This window comes from Clostridium sp. AM27-28 (assembly GCF_003480955.1).
Lineage (GTDB): Bacteria > Bacillota > Clostridia > Lachnospirales > Lachnospiraceae > Otoolea > Otoolea fessa.
The window spans coordinates 137,748-160,611 of sequence record NZ_QUJT01000010.1; the positions used below are offsets into that span (position 1 = coordinate 137,748).

A 22,864-nucleotide genomic window follows, 5' to 3' on the forward strand; every position below is an offset into this window, starting at 1 on the left:
ACTTCATGTGGTGTATAGTTGCGCCCTCTTTCAGAGGGGGAAGCCCCGGCTTGCCGCTATGAAAGCAATCATAGCCGGTTCCGGCTTGGTTCTGTTACTCATTTTGTGGGGATTCTGCAAATACTTTTTCTATAAGCTGCCTGTTGTCGTCTCTGTGGAACAGCAGCTTTAAAAGCTGGCTGACCTGTTCATCAGTTGCCGCGTCCGGATTAGGGAGATAGCTTTCCAGCATAGCCCCTCTGGTACAGAGCCGGTGTGTCCGTTCCTTTCTGGTAAGCTGCTTCATCTGGTGTTGTAACATTTTTTCCTCATGTTGCGCCCTCCGCAGTTTTGCTTCGCTTCTTTTAATCTCCCGGTTGAGTTTTTCCAGCTTCTCATTCATAGTCGGCTTCCTCCTTCGGAAGCAGGATATAAAGATGGTTTGTTTCTCCAACACCCTGACGCACCCGCATAACCAGACCGGCGTTCTCCAATTCATTCAGGGCACGCTTGACGGTCATAGGGCTTCGGGAAAGATCTGCTGACAGCTCCATAATGGGGAAGCGGATAAACAGGATTCCGTTCGTGTCCTCCATGCCTGCCGTCAGGATAGCGTCCAGCAGGCGGGAATACATGACTTTTGCGGTGCTGCTGATCGGAAGCCGCAGCATGGCTCCCGGCAGCGGCATACAAGGCGGCAGGGGTGTGTCAATCGTCATAAATTCAGATTTCATTCAGCGGATTTCCTCCTTCTTTTTTGAGCGTTTTGACAGATAATGAGGGCAGTCCACTACAACCGCCCGGAAGCTCTGTTTGCAGGTATGCTGACATTTCCGGCAAAGTCCATTGTAGGCCATGCGCCCACGGTCGTTGAGAAAGAAAGCAAGCTCTTTCTTCCGTTTCTTGCTCATTCTTGGCATAATGCCTCCTTAAAAATAAATCCACCCATTTCAGCCGTAACAGCGGGAAACAGGCGGACAGCGTTTCTTGTGTTGTATTTCGGGGCGATTTTCAAATAAAATGCGGCCTTGGGGCCGTCTTTACCTTCCCCTTAGTAGTGCAGGCAGGGCAGACTATACCCTACCGGATTGTAGTGTTTCGGTATCGTTTTTGTGTCAGTTCTGCCGGGGTTCCCTGCTGTCGTTCCTGCCCCTGAATCTCACAGCGGCGTTTCGTTCCCGTTGGTACGCTCATCGCAGTCAGGATTCCTTTATCCTGCCGCAAGTCGTGGCGTTACATCACCGGGGAACATATCCCATACAGGCCGGTCATTCGATTGGAATAATCCATCGATGAACTGGCCTAATCATAGCCCATTTTTGAACCCTGTGCCGTATAGCCACAAAATAGGAAGGAAGCTCTGAAAATGAAAATTTCCACGATTGTGGAATGGTATGGTATAATGGCCTTGCGGTGCTGTTTCTGCCGCAGGGAAGGAGCGCAAGCCTATGAAATGTGGTATAACCATACAGGAGCGGCTAAAGGATTTAAGGACAGAGCGGCACTTAAAGCTGGGGGAGCTGGAAAAGCTGACCGGCATTTCAAGCTCTGCCCTAAGCAGCTATGAAAATAATGACTACAAGGAAATCAACCACGGCAACCTCATCACACTGGCAAAGTTTTATGGCGTGTCAACGGACTACCTCCTTTGCCTGACTGAAAACAGGAATCACCCAAACACAACCTTGTCGGAGCTGCATTTGAGTGATGAAATGATTGACTTATTAAAAAGCGGGCGCATGAACAACCGGCTGCTGTGTGAAATTGTTACCCACAAAGATTTTATATCATTAATCACAGACGCAGAAATCTATGTGGACGGGATTGCCTCCATGCGCTTTCAGGATTTAAACAACGTGTTGGAAGTGACACGGGCGGAGGTTCTGCGCCGGTATCAGCCGGTGGAAGAAGATACCCCTTTGAAAGCATTACAGGCTTCCCAGATACAGGAAGATGATTATTTCTGTCATGTGACACATAAAACATGGGATTCCATTCTGCACAGTATTCGGAAGGCTCACAAGAACGATGTGGAGAGTGCGCCGGATTCCTCCAACTCGTTAAAACTGATTAAGGATATGCAAAAAGCGCTGCGTGTCCCCGGCACCTATCTTGATGTATTTTGCCATGTGATGTGTGACAGCCTGAAAATTAAGTATGATAAACTTTCCGAAAAAGAGCGCTCCGACTTAAAAAGGGTTTTACAAAAATCTGAAATTTACAGGGATTCCCCTTTAGGTAATCGGAAACGGAGATAATAGAAAGCCGCTGCATAGAGATTTTTCCATGCAGCGGCAGTTTTAATTAGGGGTATATTCAATTTCTATTGTATAGTCCCCATTTTCATAAGCAATCTGTAAATTATAATCACCGATTTGTATCTCACCCTCTTCAACAGGGTAAAACCTTTTTTCCTTTATATCGCATATCACAATTTCCTCTACCAGACTTTTCTTAACTGTCTCCATAATTTCCCTGATACAATCATCACAAAAATGACTTTTCATCTTATGAACACTGACAATACACCGTTCCCGGTAGATTGTAGCTGTACCTGTTTTTTGGCTGGGACTTTTCATTATGTTAATACGGGTTCCGCTAATTTCATCATATCCGAAAGTCATTTTCGTACTATTTTGCTTTTCGTATTCTTCCGGCCTGTCACCAGCTTCAAATATATCTAATCCATAGAGTTCTCCTGTATTCGGGCAGACCAGATATAAGCGCGCCGGATAACTTTGCCGTTCCAGACAACAGTTTTCTGTTGTATTGGGTATATATTGAATAGCCGTTTCTATATCTTTTCCATATTCACTATATACTAAATCATGCCGGATCTCTTTAGCTATTTCATTATATTCATCATCTGTTGCCGTTGCCAGATAAAAAGCAACCATATTCATTACTTCCTCTACGTCCTCGCCATTTTCCCTATTGATGCGAATATTGTTGATTCCTGTAATAAATAGGCAGGCCGCTATAGTAATCATGCTTAGTAGAAATCCTCCATACCACAAAGAACGCTTGTCAGACTGACTAAGGTGAGTTTTGGAATCATCACCAACATCGTCCTCCCAATATTTCCACCATATTTCGTGAATCTTCTTCCATATTTTTATCATAACCAATACCACCCCTTCATTTAATATTTACTACGAGTTAAGGAATCAGAAGGTTTCATCTGACTATCTATTAAATATAAAGTGCTATTACTTAGCTGTCAAGTGACTGCATACTTTTCTTTGGAATTAAGGTAACATTTTCTTATATCCAAAATGGAGGGCAATGATATGGCTACTAACAAGCGTGTATTTACATTACGCCTATCAGAAGAGGTATTTAATAAAATTGGGACTTTGGCCACTGCTGAACGGCGTTCCATGACTAATTACATCGAATATGTTTTAATCAAGCATTTAAAGGAAGTCGAGCAAGAACATGGCGTAATTGATGTCAGACAGATAGATAAAGATATTTAAAGAAGTAAAATTTTTTTATTTTACAGGCAAAATGCTATCACTTACCTGTCTAGTGAATGTATAAAAAGTGGGCAATTTGGTTTACCATATGTTTGTACTCGAAATGGAGGATAAAACTATGGCAACTAACAAACGTGTTTTTACATTACGTCTGTCAGATGAAGTGTTTGATAAAATTGGTATTTTAGCAACTAATGAACATCGTTCTCTGACTAACTACATTGAATATGTATTGATTCACCATTTAGAGCAAATAGAAGAGGAACATGGTGAAATTCAACTGAAACAGACTGAAAAGGAATAGCTTTCCTAATTAGTAGAATAAGCAGTAAAACAGCCAGCCGTAACCGGCTGGCTTCTCTGTATTAAGGGTGTCATTTCAAGACTCTTTCAAAATGGTGTAGTAGTGGTGTAGTAAGCGCCTTTTAGTTTAGTAAAACCATTGATTTTACAGGCTTTTCCGGGACTTTTCAAGATGTTGCCGTGGCAGATGAAAAGTATTTTTATCATAGTTTTATTTCTCCTTGATTTGCCCCGGAATGCCCTGTTTTGCAAGGAATTTCGGGGATTTGTAAAATGTGTGTTTTGACTGGCATCTTGGCAAAATAGGGCAAGATTGAGCAAGTTGTTGCGGGCTGTTAGTAGTAAAGTTGGTAGTAAAATCAAACTTCCTACTACTAAGGCTTTTCATCAGTAGGAACATCCGAATTCACTTTCTTCTTTTCTTCAGCGTTTTCTATTAACCGAGCAGCCTCTAAATCCCCTGAGATTCTACTATATGTTTCTTCCATTTCGTCCGAAAATAATTTGCCATAAGAATTCAGCGTGTCTGCTGTTGCAGTCATACTTTCGATTGCAGGCATTTTACACATAGCTTTTATACTATTGGCTTGTGCCGCCATTTCGCTTGCTATTCTTGCTGCAGGGATATTAAGAGCATCCGTAGTCGCCATAATATTATTAATTCCTGTTATTTCGGGCATTGTCGGTAGTCGACTAGCCTGTGCTGCCATTTCACTTGCCATCTTCATTCCAGAACTATGATATAACGCCTTAGCCGCTGCCATTGCAGAGCTACCAATTTGCGGCACATTATATACGCTTTGAAAATGCTGAGACAATTCTGCGCCTAATGTTAATTGAGGCATTATATCTGGGATATTTATCTGTGGCATTGCAGCCTCAATAACAACTCTACCAAATGATGCTAATGCAGATTTCATACTTTCTACCCACTTTGGAACATAATCTCCAAGAATATTAGAAATTACATTTCCCAATGCTGAAACAACATCTACCAAGTGTGTTTCCGTATATATATCCTCTTCTAACACATTAATAGCATCTACCAAAAGTTTATTAACAGCTTTTAATGATTTTCTAACCTTTTCATATTCTTGTTGTGTTATCCTTTTATGGTGCATAACTGTATTTCTGTATGGTTGCAACTCTTCAATTTTTTCTTTGAAATTTTGAAATTTTTTATATTGCCCAAAGAACCTGTCCCACAAGGAAACACTTCGACATTTATCAATTATGCTTGTCATCTCTTCTTTTGACCAACTTTGAATATGTTCTTTCGCCAGTTCACTTTCTAATACCTCTGACAAATTTTGACTACTGAACGGCACAAAAAGATATTCTTTAAGTTGTTCATACGTCAATTCATTTAATGCACCTTCTACTAACTTTGTTTTATTCCCCTTACCCTTCAATGTATTTTGCAAACTTTCACTAAAGGATTTTTCATACCATCCCACTCCAAATATTTTTATAACGGTAATATAAACTAATTCTCGAGTTCTTCGTTCAAAAATTCCAAATAGCGGCATTAACTTACAACAATACAACTGTGAGACCTCATCATATGTAATTACAATATTCCAATCTTTTCTGTGCTCTCCCTGTATTAGTTTATTTATACAACAGTCCAAAACCCTTGCTGATTTAGCCGATGTATATTCGCATTCAAATTTTACAAATACCATATTAGCATTTTTTGTCGACAACTGATATTTTACATTTACACACTCTTCATTTAAATCAAACTCAAAATTTTCGTCTTGAAGATTATTATACAGTTTCTTAAATACATTTTTTACTGCCTGTTTCATTCCCATCTGTAATTTTTGCTTGCTTCCATCCTTAGGAAGAACAATTATATCCACTTCCATATTTTTCACTCCTATCCTATAATGCTAATCTTTATCTTTTTTATCTAATGGGGACCAAAACACAAAAAATCTATTAAGAATACCTATTGAACTTGAAAAAACAAATTCAACCCCACATGCAATAAATATACATATCCATAAATATTGAGAATAAATAGCCGTGTATTCATTTACAAAATTATTATCAAAAACATAACCCATCATTAGAAATATTAGAACATTTTCAAGGCTGCTTGAAAAACGGAATGATGCCCCTATCCTAAGCCTGTGAAAATAATCTATTCTTTCATTATTATTAGACACTTTATACATAATTTCATAAATAATTGCTGCAATAACAAATATTACGAATGCTATGATTACCAAACTTGTAAATAAATGTGCCCCAATTCTTGCAATATCTAAAATTATACTTTGTATTTTCTCGCTTATCAGACCTTTAATACACTTCTGCACATTCCAAACCCTACTGGTAAACAAAATCAAAATCAACCACAAAAAAGTTACGGATTTTAGATGAAATAACCTATATTGCCTTTTTTCTTTATTTTCTCCCAATAACAGCTCAAAAATTTTAATTAAAAATTCTCCCATGATATATCTCCTCAAGTGCATTTTTCTCATAGAACTTTCATTATATTATATCGTCATTTTCACTTCTTTTCCATAGAAAAAACGCCCCAGCCATACCGGAGCGTCATCCATCTTCTATATCAAATTACCTTAAACATCTTGTGCGACATAGGCTTCTCTTTTTTCTGTTCAACCTCTGTCTGTGCTTTCCTAAACTCTTCTATCCGTTTCAGTTCTTCCTCTGCATCATTGAATCCAATATGTGTGTACACATTCATTGTGACTGATATATCCGAATGCCCCATGAGGTACTGCAGTGTCTTGGGATTCATTCCCGATTTTGCCATATTCGAACAATAGGTGTGTCGGCATACATGAGGCGTGATATTTGGCATCTGCACCCGGTAAACGTCATTGTATCTGCCAACCATATGATTGAAGCGGTGCTGCCAATGCATTGCAACAAGTGGCATTCCATTATCATCGTAAAATAGGAATCCACTATATCCGTCTATGGATTTTTCCACTTTTGGTGCATTTCTATCCTCAATGATTGCCTGAAACATCTGTGCCACATCCTCTGTGATTGGCAATACTCTTGTTCCAGCATCCGTTTTTGTGGTTTCTATGATGTACCGCATATCTGATGTTCTCTGCAACTGGTGGTCAATATTTACAGTTCTGTTCACAAGATCAATGTCCTTCAGCGTCAAGCCACAAAATTCTGATATTCGCATTCCCGTATGAAAGAGTATGTACACCACTTCATAATATTTGCAATACACCACATCGTCATGCACAAACTTTAGGAACTTTCTCATCTGGTCTTTTGTGATTGCCTCTCTTGTAACTGCATCATTTACCAATACTCCGGCAAGCTGAAATCCGAAAGGATTCTTTACCAGAATGTCATCATCCACCGCCATCTGAAAGGCTGGTCGCAGCACTCCCCGGATGGTATGAATGGAACTGTAGCTTTTCCCATCTTCCTGTTGCAATTTTATAAGAAACAGCTTTGCATCGGATGTTTTCACACTTCGTATCATCTTTTTGCCAAATGCTTCCTTCGCAAGTAATCTCTGCACTGTTACATATCCCTGTTTCGTGCTTTGCCTTACTCCTGTCTTTGTTTTCAAATATCGGTCTACCAGTTCACAGACTGTCATCTGTCCGTCTACGATATTCACAAGCAAATCTAAATCTGTGTTTACCTGCTTTTCTAACTCCCTGAGAGAAAGACATGGTTTTTTGCCCTTGGGAAGTTTGTCCGTAGGTTCCAGTTTCCAACTGTATACAAAATGTGGTTTTCCATCAATATGATATTTATACTGATATTTTCCATCTGCTCTTACGCTCTCTCCCGGTCGCAGCACTCTGCGTTTGGAATCCCGTCTTGTCTCTCCTCTTCCTGCCTTTGCCATTAGCCTCGCCTCCTCAACTCTGGATGGTGCAGCAGATATTTTTCAAATGCAACACGGAGAATCAGCTTGCGCTCTCCGTAGTATGCCAAGAAATCCTCACCATCCGTATTTTTCAATAAATCATAAAACTTTCTTCGGCTCAGGACAAAATAGTCAATTGCCTCCGAAGGGTTCAATATATCCTTTTCTGCTAAATTTGGTCTTGCCATAATACACTTCCTTTCTGCCGAAAGTGGCTGTTTTCAAGGGTTTAATTGGTTCATCGTATATTCGCTCTACTCCCCAGAAATAGCAACTACTTTCGGCAGATAAAAGGAATTATATTTCTGATGAATTAAGGATAAATTCCTCAAACTTCGGACGGATAATCAAGAACCTGTTTCCACAATAAACTGCCACAGTTCCAAGGTTATCCTCTGCAATCCTTCTCATCTTTTTAATGCCAATATTAAAATAAGCTGCAGCCTCCTTGATTGTGAGCGTATACTTTTCCTTTACAGGGACAATTGTATTTTCCATACTGCCAGAAATATCATGTTTTTCTATTGCCATGTGCAATCCTCCTTCCATACGGGCTGCAGTATTTCCACAGACCCAACTGCTTAGTCTGCTGCCATCTGAAATACCTTGACTGCATCCTTACGGATCAGCTTTCCATCCAGATACTCACATCCCAGATATCCTACCTGTCCACGCATGGCAAACTTTTCTTTCAGTGTGCGGATAGTCAGCGGAAAACGCTGAACGAGCCAGTAATTGCTGAAATCTCCAAATGCGATTACTTTCTGCCCCTTTCCGATAGACGGCATGGAATCAACAATCTGCACAGGTTTTGAGAAAATCGTTTCATCACTTTCCTTCCACAGATAGTTTCCGGCTGAATCTTTGAGGGTACGGAGTGCCAGAGCCGTTTCGTCATTCATAAGCCATGTACCATGTTTACGGTATTTCTTATCCACGGACAGATACAGTTTGATGATTTCATCATAGCTGATAGCAGAATCACTCTCTGCCGTCACGCCCGTTTCTGCTCCGTCAGTGGCGTGCAGAATACCTGTCGGCTGATTTTCCCCTGTTCCGTTGATAAACGCCTGTTCCTCGCTTGTGCCAAAACAACGTGCCATTTTCCCGATTACATAATCCTCTATGGCAAAGGACTGGTCAGAAGCGAACTCCAATCCAAGTCTGACAAGCTCAGACAATCGGTATGCCTGTACTTCAAATCTCTGAAAATCGTCCTCGTTATCCATGCCCTCCAGATTGACCATATCGCCCCATTCAGCCTGACCTTCACAGTCAAATGTCCAAAGACGGCTGTCACTTCTGGTCGCATTCACAACGGTTGCCAGCTGACGGACTGCACTTTCTTTCCGTAGTACTGCCGTATATTTTTTATTTGATTCTCCGGGCAGATGGTACGCATTTGTCTTGCTTTCACGGTTGTTATAAAGGCTGTCCGTAACTGCCTGTTTTCCTCTCATTTCGTTCCAAAAATCGTTATAATAAGCTGTACTGTCAATCATAATAAACCTCCTGAAAAATTATTTTTGTGTCATATAACCACTCTGTCTGCAATAATCCACTGCTTCAGAATAGGACAGATAAAACATCTCCAATGACCCGTCAACCACACGGTAATAAGGCGGGTCACAGGATTCGCTTGCCATAATAATGACCGGGCATCTGTCCCTTAAATTGATGACATTCACACATCTGTACTTGTCTGTTGAAAAATCCGATGGTTCAAACCGCATCGGTGGTGCTGCTTTCTGTTTTCCCATGTATACCTCCTTTTTCTCAGCAGAGGAAATCTCTGCACAAGAGCCGATATCCTGTTAAAAGTGTGGTTTTTTCTCCACCATCCCTCGGACGCTTGCGGACTACCGTACCGATTGTACGAAGTGCCTGGTTAAAATTCCGGCTGTTCTCCGCAAAATATCCATTGTCATTGCACCAGTTTCGGTATGCCTGATACACTGCCGATGTCCGGCATTCCGCATCCTTCTCCTGTTCCAGGAATTCCTCCACAAAAAGTTCCATCTTATCGCTGTCATGCTGATAGGACATAGTGGCATCTTTTACTGCTTTTGGCTGAGCGAAACCTTCTTCTTTCAAGATGGTGTAGCCTTCAATCAGCCAGTTTAAGATGGCACTTGCTGCCTCCGGCCTGGAAAATTCTGCTTTCAGATTCTGTTCCTGCTCCCATTCCTCAAAATGTCTGTCAAAGGGAATGATTACGATACGTCCGCTCGAAAACAGTGTCATATCCGTAATAGCCGGAAGATAATTTGTATTTACATACAACTTGAACTGTGGTTTAAAATCAAAACTGTTTTCATGCAGGAATCTGGCATTCAGTGTATCATTTCCCGTCATGCTTTTGATCTGTGCTTCATTCAGCACCAATCCCCGCCTTGGCTCTGAGATATTGGCGAACCGCACTCCGGCAAGACGTGCAATATCCTCTGTCGGGTTCTGGCTGTTGGCAGACGGTTTTGCAGCAATCGTTTCCGGTCGGACAGTCAAACCGTAATCTCCCATCACATGAAGTGTGCTTTCCATCAGAGTCCCTTTCCCATTTCTGGTGGTTGCACCGTAGTAGAAAAACATACATTCATAGCGGGTATCACCTGTCAGACCATAACCAAGGCTTTTCTGCATGAACCTTGCTTTCTCCGTATCCCCACTCATCACCTCTGAAACAAATCTGGTAAAACGTGGATTCTTTGCATTCGGATCATAGGCCGCCCCTGCAATCTTGGTCAGCTTGTCCTGTGGTGTATGCGGATGGAACTCTCCCATCTGCAGATCCAGTGTTCCGTTCTGACAGTTCAGGTAATAAACATTGCGGTCAAACTCAGACATTGCAATCGGATACACGCTCTGGGCATCACTGATATACGTGTTACGGTAATTCCGGCTCTGCCATTTCGCAGAATATTCCAGATAGTCCTTTCTTATACGTTCATCGGTAATTGTCAGGGCATATCTGACCAGACTGTCCGCAAGGGATTTTGCAAGCTCCATTGTTTTCAGTCCGCCAATGTCCGGAATCCACCGGGTTCCGTCATACACATACCACTTTTTCCTTTCCGGCACATACCTTGCGATATCTTTATACACATCAGCAAACAATCTGCCTGAGCCGTTGTCATTCCACGGGTATCTGCTGTTATCCGACACATTCAGTTCTATCAGCTTCTGCAACATATCATCAAAATCACTCTCTGCTGATGTCCTTGCATAAGGTCGGTAGAAATCCAATGCCTGTGCCACTGCCTTTTCCATCGTCAATGCGCCGTAGGTTGAGCCACTCTGCACACGGTCCCACTTGCTCCGCATCAATCCCGATTTTCGGAACAGTCTGTCCATCTGCCCTGTGTCACCGCCACACCAGAATGCAAGGATACTTGCAAGCGACATATCCGCATCGCTGTGGGATTTTCCTTCCAGTATTTCTCCATTCCACAAGGCTTTGAACTTTTCGCCCTGTCTGGAATCCGATGCCAAGCGGACCACGGAATCATCGGACAGATAACTGCCGGGAATATCCTGTACATCGTTCTTTTTCTTAGAAATCGGACGGAGCATATAAGTTTCCAGTATTTCCCCAATTTCAGTGCTTCGCTCCTCAACACCACGGTTGCGGATCACATTTCCTGTCAGAGTACAGAATTTCTTTGTTACACCTGCTGTATAGATTTCCAGACCAAGTTTCTGATTATTGATGTAATATCTGCCCGTATCATAAGACAGGGAAGATGTCTTACATACTATGCGGACTCCCGTGCCGGAGGGGCTGAATTCTGTATAGGAGTCCATTCTCTCCACGATGTCTTCTACCATCTGCGTCATCTTTCCACCAAACACGCAATGGTCGATATCTACCATGCAGAAATCATCAAATGCACCCATACCGATTCCGTCATAACCATCCATTGCATTGACTGCCAATCGAAAATCCGAAAAGGTATTTTTATCGGCACTGCTCGCTTTTCTGCCATTTGTCTGATACGGCACTTTTGTCATGCGTCCGTTTCTTTCTTCATATTTCCACAGACAGAACCGTCCGTCTTTTTTCAACTGTTCCGGAAGTTTCTCATACATTCTGTGCTCCTCCTTCCCCGCTTATTTTCTGACGTATCATTTCTCCGTGGCTCTTGCCGATAACCACACCTTAAATTCGGAAACAGGAACCAATACCCGCTTGCCTACACGGACGATTGGAAAATCCGCTTCTCTGGTCAGTGCATACGCTTTGCTCAGGCTGATTCCCATCTGCATTGCCATTTCCTGTACGCTCATCGTGACTTTATCCATAGCCATCCTCCTCTCTGCATTCCAAACATGAATTGCTCTTGTTTTCTATCACAGTATACTTTATAATGTTACCAAAGACTATTTTCTATTGGTAAAAACTCGTACCGAAAGCAAGTTCTATCGGTAAGAATGGAGGTAGAATATGAACGAAGATTTCAGTTTGGGGAAAATGAGTGCGGATGCACGGCTGACCGCAACTTTCAAATACTATGAAAAGACAGAACAGAATGGAAAAATCGTAATCACCGCCTGTCTGGGCAAGGGCGATGTTCCGAAACTCAACCGTGGATACGGCTTGGACGGAAATGAGCTCTGGCTTTCTCTGAATAACCTGTACCAGAGTATCCGTGGAAAAGATGACTACACTGCTGCCGATGATATCATTTCTTGGTGTCAGCAGTACGCACACCCCTACTATGCCTCTGAGGACATCGAAGAATATCGTTGGGATATTGAAAAGGATACGGAATACTGGGATTTTTCCACTAACATTCTTGGTAATTTCACTTTTGATGTTCACACCATGCGGAAAGATCTCGAAAGCCTGTATCGGGATACCCTTGTCATCCTGATGTTCAAAAAATGTCTGGAACGGCTTGACGTTTCCACAGATCTTGCGCAGATCACATGGACGAATGAATTTGCAGATTTTAATTCGTTTCCTATGCAGAAACACCTCGGTAAAATATCAGCTTACCTAAATAAAATGAATGGCGTAACTATGAAGTTGGGACTGGATGAAAATGGAGAATTGAAGGTTATGCCGGATTTCCACTCTGTTTTTGACACTGCCCGTTTCGCCCTATCGCAATATGTATCTATCCCTACAGATTACCCCATTGCTTATGCCGACCGTGTGGGCGTTGCCACTTGTGAGTGCTGTGGCCGTCTGTTCATCAAAAACGGAAACCGCCAAAAATACTGTGACAATCCAGAATGCAAAAAGGAACGAAACCGCAGAAAATCCCGCACTGCTTATCGCAGAAAGATACAGGAAGAAAATGATAACCGCTGGGCGTGACCACGGCTGTTTTCACACTGGGGCAAGATGTGGCAAGTAATATAGGTTATTTTCTATATAGGCTCTATAAGAATAACCTAAATCATCTGCCACAAGTTGCCCCAACTGTTTTTTCCATAGAAAAAGGGCATCGGTCTGCACCGACACCCCATGTCATTTTATCCTTATTCTCCGCAGCGGAATGCTGAATTTCCCATAAGATTTCTAAGCAGAATCTTTCTCGCTGTCTTATACTCTTTTCCGATAAAGCCAAGTCTGAGCAGAAAACAGCGGAAAGCATATTTGTCATTGTCCGTTTCGGTCGGCTTTGATGATACCCTTTTTGCATCTCTTGCCATATCACACAGCCTTGAGATAAATTGCGTGTAGGCTGCAATATCATCTCCATCCACTGTGTATGGAAACCATGTGAAATTTATTTTTTCATCTGTAATTTCAATCTCTGTGCTGTCCGTCTGAAATGCGCGTTGAAAAAGCATCTGCTTATTTGCTATAATCTTCTGTAAATTTTCCAATGCCGTATCCGTAAGGCTCTCTTTCAGAATCGCTATTGTCAGCTTATCCTGTTGCACTGGCACTTCTTCCGTTATTTCCATATCGTCCTGAAACCCATGTTCCCATAACTGGCGAATTAAGTGTTCCACCATTTCTACCGCTACTCCCTCCGGGATGTGCAGCACGCCCTCTTTGTCCAGCCTGTATCCTGCAATATCGTATGCACAGCTTGGCACCCGCTCATAATGCGGTGCTGTTCCGAGTATTTTGCCAATCTCCTTCGCCAGTTTTGGTCTTTGCTTTGGTTCCAGTGTAAATCTGATTCCATTTTTCATAATATGTACCTGCCTTTCTTTTTTCGGTAGTACATATATCACTCTGACAACACAGAATAGCAAGACATTTCTGATTATATTTCTGTCAGAAAATATGCATAAAAACTGTGCTTTTTCCATCGTTTTACACACGGTTTTTATGCGTATTTCGGTATTATCCAGCAAAACAAAATCGGCTAAAGAAGCGGTATTCTGCGGAAATTTTCATATAATATGGATTCTGTGGGTATCCCCCCTGTTTAATTCTGCGAAAATTCGCACGAAGGGGGCCATCGGTCTTCAGGCAGAAAGGTTGTAGAGATTTGGATCCCCCTTCCTTTATGAATAGTTTGCTTCGATGCCTGCCAACACAGCATTAAAATCATTTTCTTCAAGTTGTTCAAAATAATCTGTTGAAAGTCCAACATCTAGCACAAACATAAAATCGCTAAAACTGTACTTAACTGGTATTCCTGCTTCTCCCTCAATATTCTTCTTTATACGATCCGCTTTACAAATCAAGCATGTATACTGAAAATCTTTATCAATTTTCCTTGTATTTCCTCCTGGATGCGCTTCCTGTAAATGCTGTGCACTAGTTAATGCTATAAGATTTTCAATATACATAGCAATACGAGGAAAACTACTCTTAGGAAAAATATGGTGTATAGCACTTTGTTTTTGTCCTATTGAATATCTATCAATAACTTCCGGTTCATTATTATAATATCTTTCAATGAAGTCACGAAGATTTCGCATCGCTCTTGTCACCATATAATCATATGTATTATCAGCAACCGTGCTTTCATCCATTTCACTGAAATCTCTTCTGGAAACATTCTTTTCTTTCCCAGTAAGATTGTCATACCAATTAGGCTTGTTATATGCTATCTTATCCAAAGTTATTATTGTTTTTGACATCTTACCACGCGCAGTGCCTTTTTTATGATAATTACACGCCAATTGATTCAATATTGTTGTAAAAATTCTATTAGCCTCTACCTCCGTACCTATTGGAGTATTTTCGATACAAAATTCTGAAAAACGTGCTTTTAAGTTATCATATTGTTCATTCGTTTGCTCATCAAAAAACGAAGCAAACGGATCCCATATTCCACTATCTTTCAAAACTTTTTCTATATATAGGCACATAAAATCAAAAGCATTTCTTTCTCTCAAAGCAATATGTTCAAGCATGTCCCTATTCTCTACAGAAAAATATATAGTAATACCTTTCTTTTCTTCTTTTAAAACTCCTGCTGCAGCTAACATCTTCATTGGTTGACGAAAAAATTTATTATATTCATCAATTACGGTATCTGTTGTAGGATCCGGTTTACCAAAAACATGCATGACATTTTTAATAGAATAATCTTGATGCCATATAAGTGGTGATGTAAATGGTTCTTTCCCGCCATTTAACAAATAGTCTACTATACAGTCAGACACAAAACATACTTCATCATAAATACACTTCTGGTCTATCCATCTTCCATTATGTGTTTTCCTCACATCATAATCATGTTCATCCAAAAATTGTTTTATCAGATTATTCGTCATCTTTCCTCACTCCGTAAAAAAATACACTTGTTTTATCTACATTAATAGATTGTGTAGACATATTTCGTGCAACAAAATAAAATTTTCTATACTCATCTGTTGCAAAAAAACTCAACTGTTCATCTGAAATATTTCTACCATCTTTAGGCCATAAAACTGCAACCGAGCCATCCGGAACAACATTCTTGACATTACGAATTACTCTCGGTTTATATGTCATATTAGGTGTTAAATAAATCGACATATCATTAACATACTGCATTGCTGTCAATCGCTGATTGTTCTTATAATTTATAAACATATCATATCCCGGTATATCAACTACTGTCCCATCATCCAAAATATTTCTTGCTTTTATTACTCTTATGCAATTTTCTTCATTTTTAGAAACAGTATTTTTCTTTGTGATCTGCCTATCTCTAAATACATCGAAAATGCCAAACTCCAATTTATCAGCAACTGCATCAAATTCATCATTCCTATATATAATGTAATATGGAAATTGTGAATCTGTAATATATTCTTGTTTTTGATTTAAGAAAATATTGTATTTCAGATTTTTTATAAAAGTCTTTCCCGGTTTTCTTTTGACATCAATCATTAATGCGATTGTTTCAATTGAAAGTTCACTGAAACCGTAACGTCCAAAATCAATAATCTTATCAATGCAGACCTTTTTCAAAAGTTCACGTGTTGGCTTATATTCACCACTGGACAATATAGTCTTGTTTAGAACCAAAGCGGTATAGTCAGCTATTCTTAAACATTTTTCCAAAAAAAATTCCGCTAAATTATTTGTTTCCGTATTTACATTTTCTGCCAACCTTTGCTGCATTTCCTTTGACTTATCTTTCAGATTTGCATAAGGTGGGTTTCCAACAGCCAAATCATACCTTTCATTTGCATCAAATTTCAAAAAGTCTTTGCATATAATGTTAATATGCACATTGTTAGGAATATACATTTTTGAAATTAAGACTTTTAAAATATCGATACTATCTTTATCAATGTCAATGACATCTATTAGCACATTAGGCACATACGCATATTTAGCAATTAATAAAGGCAAAAAGCTACCAGCTCCTACCGATGGTTCAATAATTCTAAGTGTCTCGTTCGAAAATTCCGGTAAGGCATCCATTATTTCACTAATCATAAATTTATTAGTATAAAACGCTGCATTTTCATTGCGTTTTGCATTACATAATTCTACCACTCTCTGTAGTCCTGATATTCCTAATTGCAATGGATCAGATAAAATAAACTTTTTTAATTCTTTCTTATCTGTTAGCTGATACTCCTTTATCACAGTACCTATTGCAACTGACTCATATCTCTTCTTAGAAAGTTCATTAGAAATATTATGAGCAATTTGTTTCACTACCGCAGTAGGAACAGCCTCACCCAAGCATTGCCTAATATTAACCTCGTGTTCTTTATATATCCTTCTCTTTTCAGTAATACTTAACTGATTTAATTCTTCCAATGACCTGTCCATCCATCTAAAGTTATGTGGAACTGTCATCATTTCCATTAATTCTCGTATAGAAAAAACTCTATCCTGATCTGGATGCACAGTATTTTGTGCCGCCAACTGATCATTTCTCGTATGCACACACTGAACAAATCTATCCCATTTTTGCCGTGTGTACTTATCCCTATTCTTTTTTACATTTTCTACAATTTTACCGTTAATAACTCTATGCGGTCGTTTCTTTATATCCTCATTGTCGAATGCAGATTCACCCTCTTTCAAGTCATGAATCCACGGACGCATTTTCTCATCATATGTTCGAAATGCATGATAGAAATCATCCTGTGAAATTTCCCCCCATTCAAGTCTTGGGAAACTACCAATAACTTCTCGTAATGTTTTTTCTTTTCTATATTGGGGGAATAAATCATATGGTGAAATATTATTTCTATACTTATTATGCACACCGATAACCAATGTTCTGGTTCTTGACGAATTTGAACCATAATTCATAAAATTCAAAATCCGGCTCGAAATGGTATATTCATCACCTAAACGTTTTCTGATATAATCTCCAATACGCATTACTTCATTTTTATCTGTAACACAAAATGTTTTTTCAAATGCCTGAACATTCTCTAAAATAAAAATCCTTGGTTTTATCTTCTCAATGATTTCTAACGATTCTATTACTAAGCTATTTCTTTGAATATCTTTATCATTTTTCTTATGATTTATTACACTGATTCCTTGGCAAGGAGGTGTAGCCATTACCACATCCACCTTGTCATTACCCATTTTTTTCCATCTATGTATTTCTGCATAAATCTTCTTTTTGGTGCTTTCAAGTGTAATATCTCCACTTATATATCCGGATTCAAATTCACACTTATTATTAGCTCTCTGTACTGCTAATCTTCTATCTACAAGTTCATTCGTTGCAATGCAATGGAAACCCTCTTGCTTAAAACCGTAGCATCCAACACCTGCACAACTAAACAACGAGATATACGTCAAGCTTTTGTCTTTTAGCATATAAATCACCTCTTTTTAGTCTTTCCAATAACATGTATATAATTTTACTCCGTTATTGGATCAATAAGCTGGACTCAGACAATCAATCTTTTATCTCCATGATATCATCCATGCTACAATTAAGCACTCCACATATTTTAACTAGCACTTCTACACGCACATCCTCATTTTTTCCTAAATGAGCCATTGCATTTGTGCTAATCTTAGCATCCTTTATAAGCTGTGTCTTACTCATATTCTTATCAATCAAAAGTTTCCAAAGCCTATTGTAACTTACTGACATAGTTTTTTCTCCTATACCGAAATAAAAAATTATTCTTTATTTTATCATATAGTCATTCAAATCTCAATCAGAATTTGAGTTCTTCAATATTTTACAAAAACTCTCTTTAACGTAAAAAAGCTGAGCACAAGTCTCAGCTTGGTCCCCAACGCCACAAGAGCATCGGGCAACTCTGTTGCATTTAGTATATCCAACCCTCAATAAACATGCAATACTTTTTATAATTTTTCCACATCTCCATCAATAAAAATCTACTACATTGCCTGTAAGTAGTCCCTTACTACTAAAAAATCCTCCCAACATCTTTGCCTTTATCCCACTTGCAGTCATGAGCCTTAGTAGTCTAAACCGTAGTAATCCCAAGGCTTTCTGCCATATTATGCCGTACTCTGCCCCAGTCTGCGAAGGTATGCATTATCATAAAACTGGAGTGCCGTGGCAGATGAAAAGTATTTTTATCATTGTTATCATTCTCCTCAATTTGCCCGGAAATGCCCTGTTTTGCAAGGAATTCCAGATGTTTGTAAAATGTGTTCTTAACCTGTCATCTTGGCAGAATACGGCAAGATGGAGCAAGTTGTGACTACCTGTTAGTAGTAGAAATAGTAGTAAAAGGAGAATTCTTACTACTAAGGATTTTTTCTTCTTTCCACACTTCCCTTCTAATATTACTTCCATCTGGATATTGCTCTAAACATTGATTTAGCGCTTGATAATAGTCTATATAATAACACTCTCTCGAAGCCATTAATTGTGTATCCCTGCAATAGTCTACATACTTGAACTCTATCGGTTCAAGCACACGTACTTCTATTCTTTTACACTTATCATTTAATGCTTCTATAATTTTATTATTCTTTAATTCACCTTTTCTCAGCTTAACAAAATGCGCTTCTTTACCGATTAAAAATCTTGAATAAATATTAACTGCTCTTCCAACATACGCACAATATTCAGTTCCTTTAATAATATCAATCGCAAAAATACCATAAATACCTCTGTTCTTCGAGCCATCAATAATTCCAGCATCAAATATAATCTTATTATCCTCAAGGCTGTTTATCCATTTTAATGTTTGATTTGAATTTGCCATAATTATCCTCGTTCCTACTCTCACTTTATTTATTCAACTCAGCCCAGAAAGTTGCTTTCATTTTATACGCTCTCACAGATATAAACTCACTAACTTTATTATTTTTCAAGAAGCCTACCTTAAAATTTTCGGCCGTCATACCCGAAAATTTTGCCACAAAATCCCAAAACTCCTCGGTACATATTCCCTTTCCTACACATGATGCTGCATAATCTTGAAATTCTTTATTAGTCATAACCAAACTGGATGAGCAAACCTCTCCAAATTGATTCTTATAAGATAACGAAAAGGCATAATCTGATTCTTTTCTAATGATTTTGTATATACATTGTTCTGGTATTATATTTTTTTCAGAACTCAATACAACAATATCTTTACATGGCGCAATATCTACTGAAAAAATTTCTGAACCAAATGTTCTATCTACATGTGCCGCATAATTATCATCCTTCAGCTGAATTCTATCATTTTTAAAATAAATATTTAATATGTATAATGCACCTAACGCTCGAACTAGTGTATACAATGTTGCCTTACTGATATTCTTCACTCGGTCATGCTTTATTGCATTATATGTAGAATAATAATCTTCTTCGGACTTATTCTTATAATCAAATGGAAAAAAGCTCTTCATCTCATCGAAGTGGAAAAATGGAGAAATAACAACCACCTTTTTCTTTGATATATTCCAGTTCTGTTCCATCCACTTAAAGCATTCACCCGGATTATCTGGTTCCACCTCATTTTCTATTCTATAAATATCCTTTGCAATAGATTCTATTTCTACTAGACATCTAACAATCAAATCTGCAATATCAAGCGAAAATACATTCTTTTGCTCATCACAAAAATATATAGCAGATGCTAATTCTTGTATCTCCTTTTCTATTTTTTTATATACCGGGAAATATATAGAAACATTATTTGTTACACCCATCCAAACAACACCTTCCTATTCTACATCATTCTAAATCTATCCTGTCATTTTTTACACAAGTACGATAAGCAACTCTTTCTCACAATACTACCACTAGTTACTTTTCGCTACTTAACATATTATATCGTCACCCTTATCATTTTTCCATAAAAAAAACGCCCCAGTATAACCGGAGCGTCTCTGCCGAGTAACAATGCTACACTACTTTAAACATTTTCTGCGATACCGCTTTAGTATCGTTTTTCTTCTCTATCTCTGCCTGTGCCTTTCTGAACTCTTCCATCCGTTTCAGTTCTTCCTCCGCATCATCGAAGCCAATATGCGTGTACACATTCATCGTAACCGATATATCTGAATGTCCCATGAGGTACTGCAGTGTCTTCGGGTTCATTCCTGATTTTGCCATATTGGAGCAGTAGGTATGCCTACAAACATGAGGAGTGATATTCGGCATCTGCACCCGGTAAATGTCATTGTACCTGCCGACCATGTGATTGAATCGGTGCTGCCAGTGCATTGCCACCAAAGGCATATCATTTTCATCGTAGAAAAGAAACCCGCTATAACCATCAATCACCTTTTCAACCTTTGGTGGTACTCTGTCCTCAATGATTGCCTGAAACATCTGTGCTACATCCTCTGTAATGGGAAGTTTCCTTGTTCCGGCATCCGTCTTTGTAGTTTCTATGATATACCGCATATCCGATGTTCTTTGTAACTGGTGGTCGATATTAACTATTCTCTTTCCAATCGCATTTTCATTAAAATCCCCTGCGCCTTCATAAACAGGAATTGTAGCACCTTCTGCTACGAACTCAGCTTTATCTTTACAGTCCTTCGCAAAGAGTTTATAGCCAGTCATATATGCACGGATAACTGTTGCAATCTTTCTGAAATCAGATTCTTTTTCAATCTCACTCATAACCTTCCCGGCTGCAACCGTTGGCATGCTATAAGTACCCGTACTGATATCCCGTCCTTTAGCAAGAATATCTCCTCTTACTTCCTTATTTCTCATTGCATTCCAGAATTCAATATCATATTCCTGTGATTTGTACGTTATCTACCATAACTCTTTTCCCCCTTTCTTTCTGTCACACACAGGGCACTTATAAAGTCCCAGCGTATTAAATGTCAACTGTCTCCCAATCTGTTTCAAATAATTTCCGCACTTCGGGCAATGGATTTCATAAGCAAATGCCATCTCCTCGCTGTGGTCTTTACTCGCATGAAGTCTGTAAGTTTTCCTTATTTTCCCGGTTTCATCCCGATTCAGTTCATCCGTCAGATATAAGTCGCACATTCGCTGTGCATACTCCTCTGAATAATATGAATTTGTCGGTTGTAATAAGGTTCCTTCCTTATTCATTTTTACTAATGGAAATACCATAATATAATCCTCCCTCTTTCTATCGTCTGCACCTGTCACAGGTGTACAGCCCAAGTTTATTTGTATCGTAGTTTTGAATCACCTGTCTTAATGTGTCTCCACACAACGGACAATGAATTATCATTTGATCCGTTTCCCTCCGGCTCTTTGATTCTTTCGAATAAAGTCTGTAATGATTAGGGATAATCTCCGACAGATACAGTTTGCTATTCTGCAGGATTGTCTCCCCGTCCGTTGAAAAAAACAACGGAACTTTCTCCCTTCCATCTGTGTCTCCATCAATTAACGGATGATATCTTATCGTCTGCATTTTCTACACCGCCTTTCCATCTATTCTTGTGAATCTCCCTCTGCAAAAGTCCATTGCATCTTCATAAGTCGGAAATACCAGACACGAAAATCCATACTGCACTTTCCATATTGGAAAATCCTTGTCCATTTTCTGTGATACTGCCACTGGCATTCCAGACTTCCCCTGCAATAAAGCCTTACATTCATATCCATCTCTTGAAAACATCTTTTTATCGGAATCATTTAATTTGAAATCCGAACCATAAAAAATCCTGTGTTTCATGTTTTTCACTCCTCCTGCGTAATTTATTGTTTTTCTCTGTAATCCTCTCCAAGGCTCTTACACAATGCCCGGATTGCTGTGTCCCTTCTTGACATCCACTTCTCTCCCTTCTTCATCTGCGGGTAGCAGTAATTAACTTTGGGTAGCAGTTCTCACAAAATAATAATCACAATTCTTCTTTTTCATATACCGATATATTTCTGCATTAAAGTTTAATTTTTCGGCTTAGAAGTTGAAAAGTCTGCTACCTTCTGCTACCAATATCCAAAAACCCTTGTATTTACTGGCTTTGATTGGGCAGCAGTTGTGAAAATTACTGCTACCTGTACTGCTACCTCTGCCCCCATACTGCTACCCAGCTAAGAAATCAGTCTCCTCATAACCATATTCTTTTGCATACAACTCTTTTGTCTCCTGCGTAATTGTAAGGTCTTTATAATAGGTGTTACCCTTCTGTCTAGTCGTAATATCAGCAAATGTGCCTCCGATATGTGCAACAAGCTGTTCCCGGAACTCTTTGGCCGTCCTTGCATAACCATTATTATTCTCCCTGCACCAAGCCTGGTAACGATGTCAACCCTTGTATAAAAAGGAAGGACGCAAAGGATTCTATCTCCTCTGCGCCCTAATGTTTTTCGGATTCAGTTCGTCAAACTGGAATTTGGTGTGTGCTTTATAAATTTTTTCCAATCCACTCAAGTTCGTTCATGGAATCCTTATTTTTTTCAAGTTCATCTCTGGC

At 39.3% G+C, this 22,864-nt stretch carries 26 protein-coding genes; 4 read left to right on the forward strand and 22 right to left on the reverse strand.

All coding sequences use genetic code 11. From position 1 onward, the window contains the following. Positions 1–94: 94 nt before the first annotated feature. Genes DW720_RS11785 through DW720_RS11795 form a run of 3 tightly spaced genes read right to left on the reverse strand, consistent with a single transcriptional unit; the run spans position 95 to position 899 of the window. Positions 95–382, reverse strand: coding sequence for a DUF3847 domain-containing protein (locus DW720_RS11785; protein WP_118749687.1), 288 nt, complete (start codon positions 380–382; stop codon positions 95–97). Next, positions 375–713 carry a DeoR family transcriptional regulator gene (locus DW720_RS11790; RefSeq protein ID WP_118749688.1) on the reverse strand — a complete coding sequence of 113 codons (339 nt, stop codon included), beginning with the start codon at positions 711–713 and terminating at the stop codon, positions 375–377. The genes DW720_RS11785 and DW720_RS11790 overlap by 8 nt, the downstream gene beginning before the upstream one ends. Further along, positions 714–899, reverse strand: a complete 186-nt coding sequence (locus tag DW720_RS11795) for a hypothetical protein (protein WP_118749689.1) — start codon at positions 897–899, stop codon at positions 714–716. It lies immediately after the preceding gene. 528 nt (positions 900–1,427) lie between these two features. Here DW720_RS11795 and DW720_RS11805 point away from each other — a divergent pair. Further along, positions 1,428–2,237 (forward strand): helix-turn-helix transcriptional regulator, encoded by an 810-nt coding sequence (locus DW720_RS11805; protein ID WP_118749691.1) that lies wholly within the window; start codon positions 1,428–1,430, stop codon positions 2,235–2,237. 42 nt (positions 2,238–2,279) lie between these two features. Here the strand turns inward: DW720_RS11805 and DW720_RS11810 are convergent, their stop codons facing one another. After that, on the reverse strand, positions 2,280–3,101 hold the full coding sequence (locus DW720_RS11810) for a hypothetical protein (protein ID WP_118749692.1): 822 nt from the start codon (positions 3,099–3,101) through the stop codon (positions 2,280–2,282). A 168-nt stretch (positions 3,102–3,269) separates the two neighbouring features. Here DW720_RS11810 and DW720_RS11815 point away from each other — a divergent pair, with 168 nt between their 5' ends. Both DW720_RS11815 and DW720_RS11820 read left to right on the forward strand, forming a co-directional pair. Next, complete coding sequence (locus DW720_RS11815; protein ID WP_007870285.1) at positions 3,270–3,458, forward strand: hypothetical protein; 189 nt, start codon at positions 3,270–3,272, stop codon at positions 3,456–3,458. 118 nt (positions 3,459–3,576) lie between these two features. Beyond that, the gene (locus DW720_RS11820) at positions 3,577–3,762 is read left to right on the forward strand and encodes a hypothetical protein (RefSeq protein WP_007870284.1); all 186 of its coding nucleotides are present in this window, start codon (positions 3,577–3,579) and stop codon (positions 3,760–3,762) included. Between the two features lie 373 nt (positions 3,763–4,135). On the opposite strand, the gene DW720_RS11825 is transcribed toward DW720_RS11820, so the two are convergent. The 9 genes from DW720_RS11825 to DW720_RS11865 all read right to left on the reverse strand — a co-directional run bounded on the left by DW720_RS11825 (position 4,136) and on the right by DW720_RS11865 (position 11,946). Beyond that, positions 4,136–5,632 (reverse strand): hypothetical protein, encoded by a 1,497-nt coding sequence (locus DW720_RS11825; protein WP_118743047.1) that lies wholly within the window; start codon positions 5,630–5,632, stop codon positions 4,136–4,138. A gap of 24 nt (positions 5,633–5,656) precedes the next feature. Further along, positions 5,657–6,226, reverse strand: a complete 570-nt coding sequence (locus tag DW720_RS11830) for a hypothetical protein (RefSeq protein WP_118743046.1) — start codon at positions 6,224–6,226, stop codon at positions 5,657–5,659. Between the two features lie 119 nt (positions 6,227–6,345). After that, positions 6,346–7,626 (reverse strand): site-specific integrase, encoded by a 1,281-nt coding sequence (locus DW720_RS11835; protein ID WP_118743045.1) that lies wholly within the window; start codon positions 7,624–7,626, stop codon positions 6,346–6,348. Continuing rightward, on the reverse strand, positions 7,626–7,835 hold the full coding sequence (locus DW720_RS11840; protein ID WP_118281025.1) for an excisionase: 210 nt from the start codon (positions 7,833–7,835) through the stop codon (positions 7,626–7,628). The genes DW720_RS11835 and DW720_RS11840 overlap by 1 nt, the downstream gene beginning before the upstream one ends. A gap of 109 nt (positions 7,836–7,944) precedes the next feature. Then, positions 7,945–8,145 (reverse strand): excisionase, encoded by a 201-nt coding sequence (locus DW720_RS11845; RefSeq protein WP_347560721.1) that lies wholly within the window; start codon positions 8,143–8,145, stop codon positions 7,945–7,947. 83 nt (positions 8,146–8,228) lie between these two features. Further along, positions 8,229–9,149, reverse strand: coding sequence for a phage major capsid protein (locus DW720_RS11850; protein WP_118743043.1), 921 nt, complete (start codon positions 9,147–9,149; stop codon positions 8,229–8,231). Positions 9,150–9,167: 18 nt separating this feature from the next. After that, positions 9,168–9,407: a hypothetical protein gene (locus tag DW720_RS11855; RefSeq protein ID WP_005612402.1), complete on the reverse strand. Its 240-nt coding sequence runs from the start codon at positions 9,405–9,407 to the stop codon at positions 9,168–9,170. A gap of 16 nt (positions 9,408–9,423) precedes the next feature. Beyond that, positions 9,424–11,733: a phage/plasmid primase, P4 family gene (locus tag DW720_RS11860; RefSeq protein ID WP_118743042.1), complete on the reverse strand. Its 2,310-nt coding sequence runs from the start codon at positions 11,731–11,733 to the stop codon at positions 9,424–9,426. 36 nt (positions 11,734–11,769) lie between these two features. After that, the gene (locus DW720_RS11865) at positions 11,770–11,946 is read right to left on the reverse strand and encodes an excisionase family DNA-binding protein (protein WP_015560864.1); all 177 of its coding nucleotides are present in this window, start codon (positions 11,944–11,946) and stop codon (positions 11,770–11,772) included. 142 nt (positions 11,947–12,088) lie between these two features. Between DW720_RS11865 and DW720_RS11870 the strand changes: the two genes are divergently transcribed. After that, positions 12,089–12,967 carry a hypothetical protein gene (locus tag DW720_RS11870; RefSeq protein WP_118743041.1) on the forward strand — a complete coding sequence of 293 codons (879 nt, stop codon included), beginning with the start codon at positions 12,089–12,091 and terminating at the stop codon, positions 12,965–12,967. Between the two features lie 164 nt (positions 12,968–13,131). Here the strand turns inward: DW720_RS11870 and DW720_RS11875 are convergent, their stop codons facing one another. The 9 genes from DW720_RS11875 to DW720_RS11920 all read right to left on the reverse strand — a co-directional run bounded on the left by DW720_RS11875 (position 13,132) and on the right by DW720_RS11920 (position 22,122). Beyond that, a complete protein-coding gene (locus DW720_RS11875; RefSeq protein WP_118743040.1) occupies positions 13,132–13,797 on the reverse strand; it encodes a hypothetical protein in 666 nt (221 codons plus the stop codon). A 318-nt stretch (positions 13,798–14,115) separates the two neighbouring features. Then, positions 14,116–15,336: a restriction endonuclease gene (locus tag DW720_RS11880; RefSeq protein WP_118743039.1), complete on the reverse strand. Its 1,221-nt coding sequence runs from the start codon at positions 15,334–15,336 to the stop codon at positions 14,116–14,118. Beyond that, positions 15,326–17,845 carry a DNA cytosine methyltransferase gene (locus DW720_RS11885; protein ID WP_118743038.1) on the reverse strand — a complete coding sequence of 840 codons (2,520 nt, stop codon included), beginning with the start codon at positions 17,843–17,845 and terminating at the stop codon, positions 15,326–15,328. Before DW720_RS11885 ends, DW720_RS11880 begins: the two co-directional genes overlap by 11 nt. A gap of 82 nt (positions 17,846–17,927) precedes the next feature. Further along, positions 17,928–18,128: a helix-turn-helix transcriptional regulator gene (locus DW720_RS11890; protein ID WP_118743037.1), complete on the reverse strand. Its 201-nt coding sequence runs from the start codon at positions 18,126–18,128 to the stop codon at positions 17,928–17,930. Between the two features lie 583 nt (positions 18,129–18,711). Then, positions 18,712–19,221: a hypothetical protein gene (locus tag DW720_RS11895; protein WP_118743036.1), complete on the reverse strand. Its 510-nt coding sequence runs from the start codon at positions 19,219–19,221 to the stop codon at positions 18,712–18,714. Positions 19,222–19,246: 25 nt separating this feature from the next. Further along, positions 19,247–20,158, reverse strand: a complete 912-nt coding sequence (locus DW720_RS11900; RefSeq protein ID WP_118743035.1) for a hypothetical protein — start codon at positions 20,156–20,158, stop codon at positions 19,247–19,249. 196 nt (positions 20,159–20,354) lie between these two features. Then, positions 20,355–21,080: a site-specific integrase gene (locus DW720_RS11905; RefSeq protein WP_347560719.1), complete on the reverse strand. Its 726-nt coding sequence runs from the start codon at positions 21,078–21,080 to the stop codon at positions 20,355–20,357. 141 nt (positions 21,081–21,221) lie between these two features. Continuing rightward, positions 21,222–21,548: a hypothetical protein gene (locus DW720_RS11910; RefSeq protein ID WP_118743034.1), complete on the reverse strand. Its 327-nt coding sequence runs from the start codon at positions 21,546–21,548 to the stop codon at positions 21,222–21,224. A 313-nt stretch (positions 21,549–21,861) separates the two neighbouring features. After that, positions 21,862–22,122: a hypothetical protein gene (locus tag DW720_RS11920; protein ID WP_118743032.1), complete on the reverse strand. Its 261-nt coding sequence runs from the start codon at positions 22,120–22,122 to the stop codon at positions 21,862–21,864. Positions 22,123–22,864 lie beyond the last annotated feature (742 nt).

Bases quoted from the DNA above. Each gene is read 5' to 3' on its own strand.
- DW720_RS11785 (WP_118749687.1), bottom strand. From the start codon at position 382: ATGAATGAGAAGCTGGAAAAACTCAACCGGGAGATTAAAAGAAGCGAA.
- DW720_RS11790 (WP_118749688.1), bottom strand. From the start codon at position 713: ATGAAATCTGAATTTATGACGATTGACACACCCCTGCCGCCTTGTATG.
- DW720_RS11795 (WP_118749689.1), bottom strand. From the start codon at position 899: ATGCCAAGAATGAGCAAGAAACGGAAGAAAGAGCTTGCTTTCTTTCTC.
- DW720_RS11805 (WP_118749691.1), top strand. From the start codon at position 1,428: ATGAAATGTGGTATAACCATACAGGAGCGGCTAAAGGATTTAAGGACA.
- DW720_RS11810 (WP_118749692.1), bottom strand. From the start codon at position 3,101: ATGATAAAAATATGGAAGAAGATTCACGAAATATGGTGGAAATATTGG.
- DW720_RS11815 (WP_007870285.1), top strand. From the start codon at position 3,270: ATGGCTACTAACAAGCGTGTATTTACATTACGCCTATCAGAAGAGGTA.
- DW720_RS11820 (WP_007870284.1), top strand. From the start codon at position 3,577: ATGGCAACTAACAAACGTGTTTTTACATTACGTCTGTCAGATGAAGTG.
- DW720_RS11825 (WP_118743047.1), bottom strand. From the start codon at position 5,632: ATGGAAGTGGATATAATTGTTCTTCCTAAGGATGGAAGCAAGCAAAAA.
- DW720_RS11830 (WP_118743046.1), bottom strand. From the start codon at position 6,226: ATGGGAGAATTTTTAATTAAAATTTTTGAGCTGTTATTGGGAGAAAAT.
- DW720_RS11835 (WP_118743045.1), bottom strand. From the start codon at position 7,626: ATGGCAAAGGCAGGAAGAGGAGAGACAAGACGGGATTCCAAACGCAGA.
- DW720_RS11840 (WP_118281025.1), bottom strand. From the start codon at position 7,835: ATGGCAAGACCAAATTTAGCAGAAAAGGATATATTGAACCCTTCGGAG.
- DW720_RS11845 (WP_347560721.1), bottom strand. From the start codon at position 8,145: ATGGAAAATACAATTGTCCCTGTAAAGGAAAAGTATACGCTCACAATC.
- DW720_RS11850 (WP_118743043.1), bottom strand. From the start codon at position 9,149: ATGATTGACAGTACAGCTTATTATAACGATTTTTGGAACGAAATGAGA.
- DW720_RS11855 (WP_005612402.1), bottom strand. From the start codon at position 9,407: ATGGGAAAACAGAAAGCAGCACCACCGATGCGGTTTGAACCATCGGAT.
- DW720_RS11860 (WP_118743042.1), bottom strand. From the start codon at position 11,733: ATGTATGAGAAACTTCCGGAACAGTTGAAAAAAGACGGACGGTTCTGT.
- DW720_RS11865 (WP_015560864.1), bottom strand. From the start codon at position 11,946: ATGGATAAAGTCACGATGAGCGTACAGGAAATGGCAATGCAGATGGGA.
- DW720_RS11870 (WP_118743041.1), top strand. From the start codon at position 12,089: ATGAACGAAGATTTCAGTTTGGGGAAAATGAGTGCGGATGCACGGCTG.
- DW720_RS11875 (WP_118743040.1), bottom strand. From the start codon at position 13,797: ATGAAAAATGGAATCAGATTTACACTGGAACCAAAGCAAAGACCAAAA.
- DW720_RS11880 (WP_118743039.1), bottom strand. From the start codon at position 15,336: ATGACGAATAATCTGATAAAACAATTTTTGGATGAACATGATTATGAT.
- DW720_RS11885 (WP_118743038.1), bottom strand. From the start codon at position 17,845: ATGCTAAAAGACAAAAGCTTGACGTATATCTCGTTGTTTAGTTGTGCA.
- DW720_RS11890 (WP_118743037.1), bottom strand. From the start codon at position 18,128: ATGTCAGTAAGTTACAATAGGCTTTGGAAACTTTTGATTGATAAGAAT.
- DW720_RS11895 (WP_118743036.1), bottom strand. From the start codon at position 19,221: ATGGCAAATTCAAATCAAACATTAAAATGGATAAACAGCCTTGAGGAT.
- DW720_RS11900 (WP_118743035.1), bottom strand. From the start codon at position 20,158: ATGGGTGTAACAAATAATGTTTCTATATATTTCCCGGTATATAAAAAA.
- DW720_RS11905 (WP_347560719.1), bottom strand. From the start codon at position 21,080: ATGAGTGAGATTGAAAAAGAATCTGATTTCAGAAAGATTGCAACAGTT.
- DW720_RS11910 (WP_118743034.1), bottom strand. From the start codon at position 21,548: ATGGTATTTCCATTAGTAAAAATGAATAAGGAAGGAACCTTATTACAA.
- DW720_RS11920 (WP_118743032.1), bottom strand. From the start codon at position 22,122: ATGAAACACAGGATTTTTTATGGTTCGGATTTCAAATTAAATGATTCC.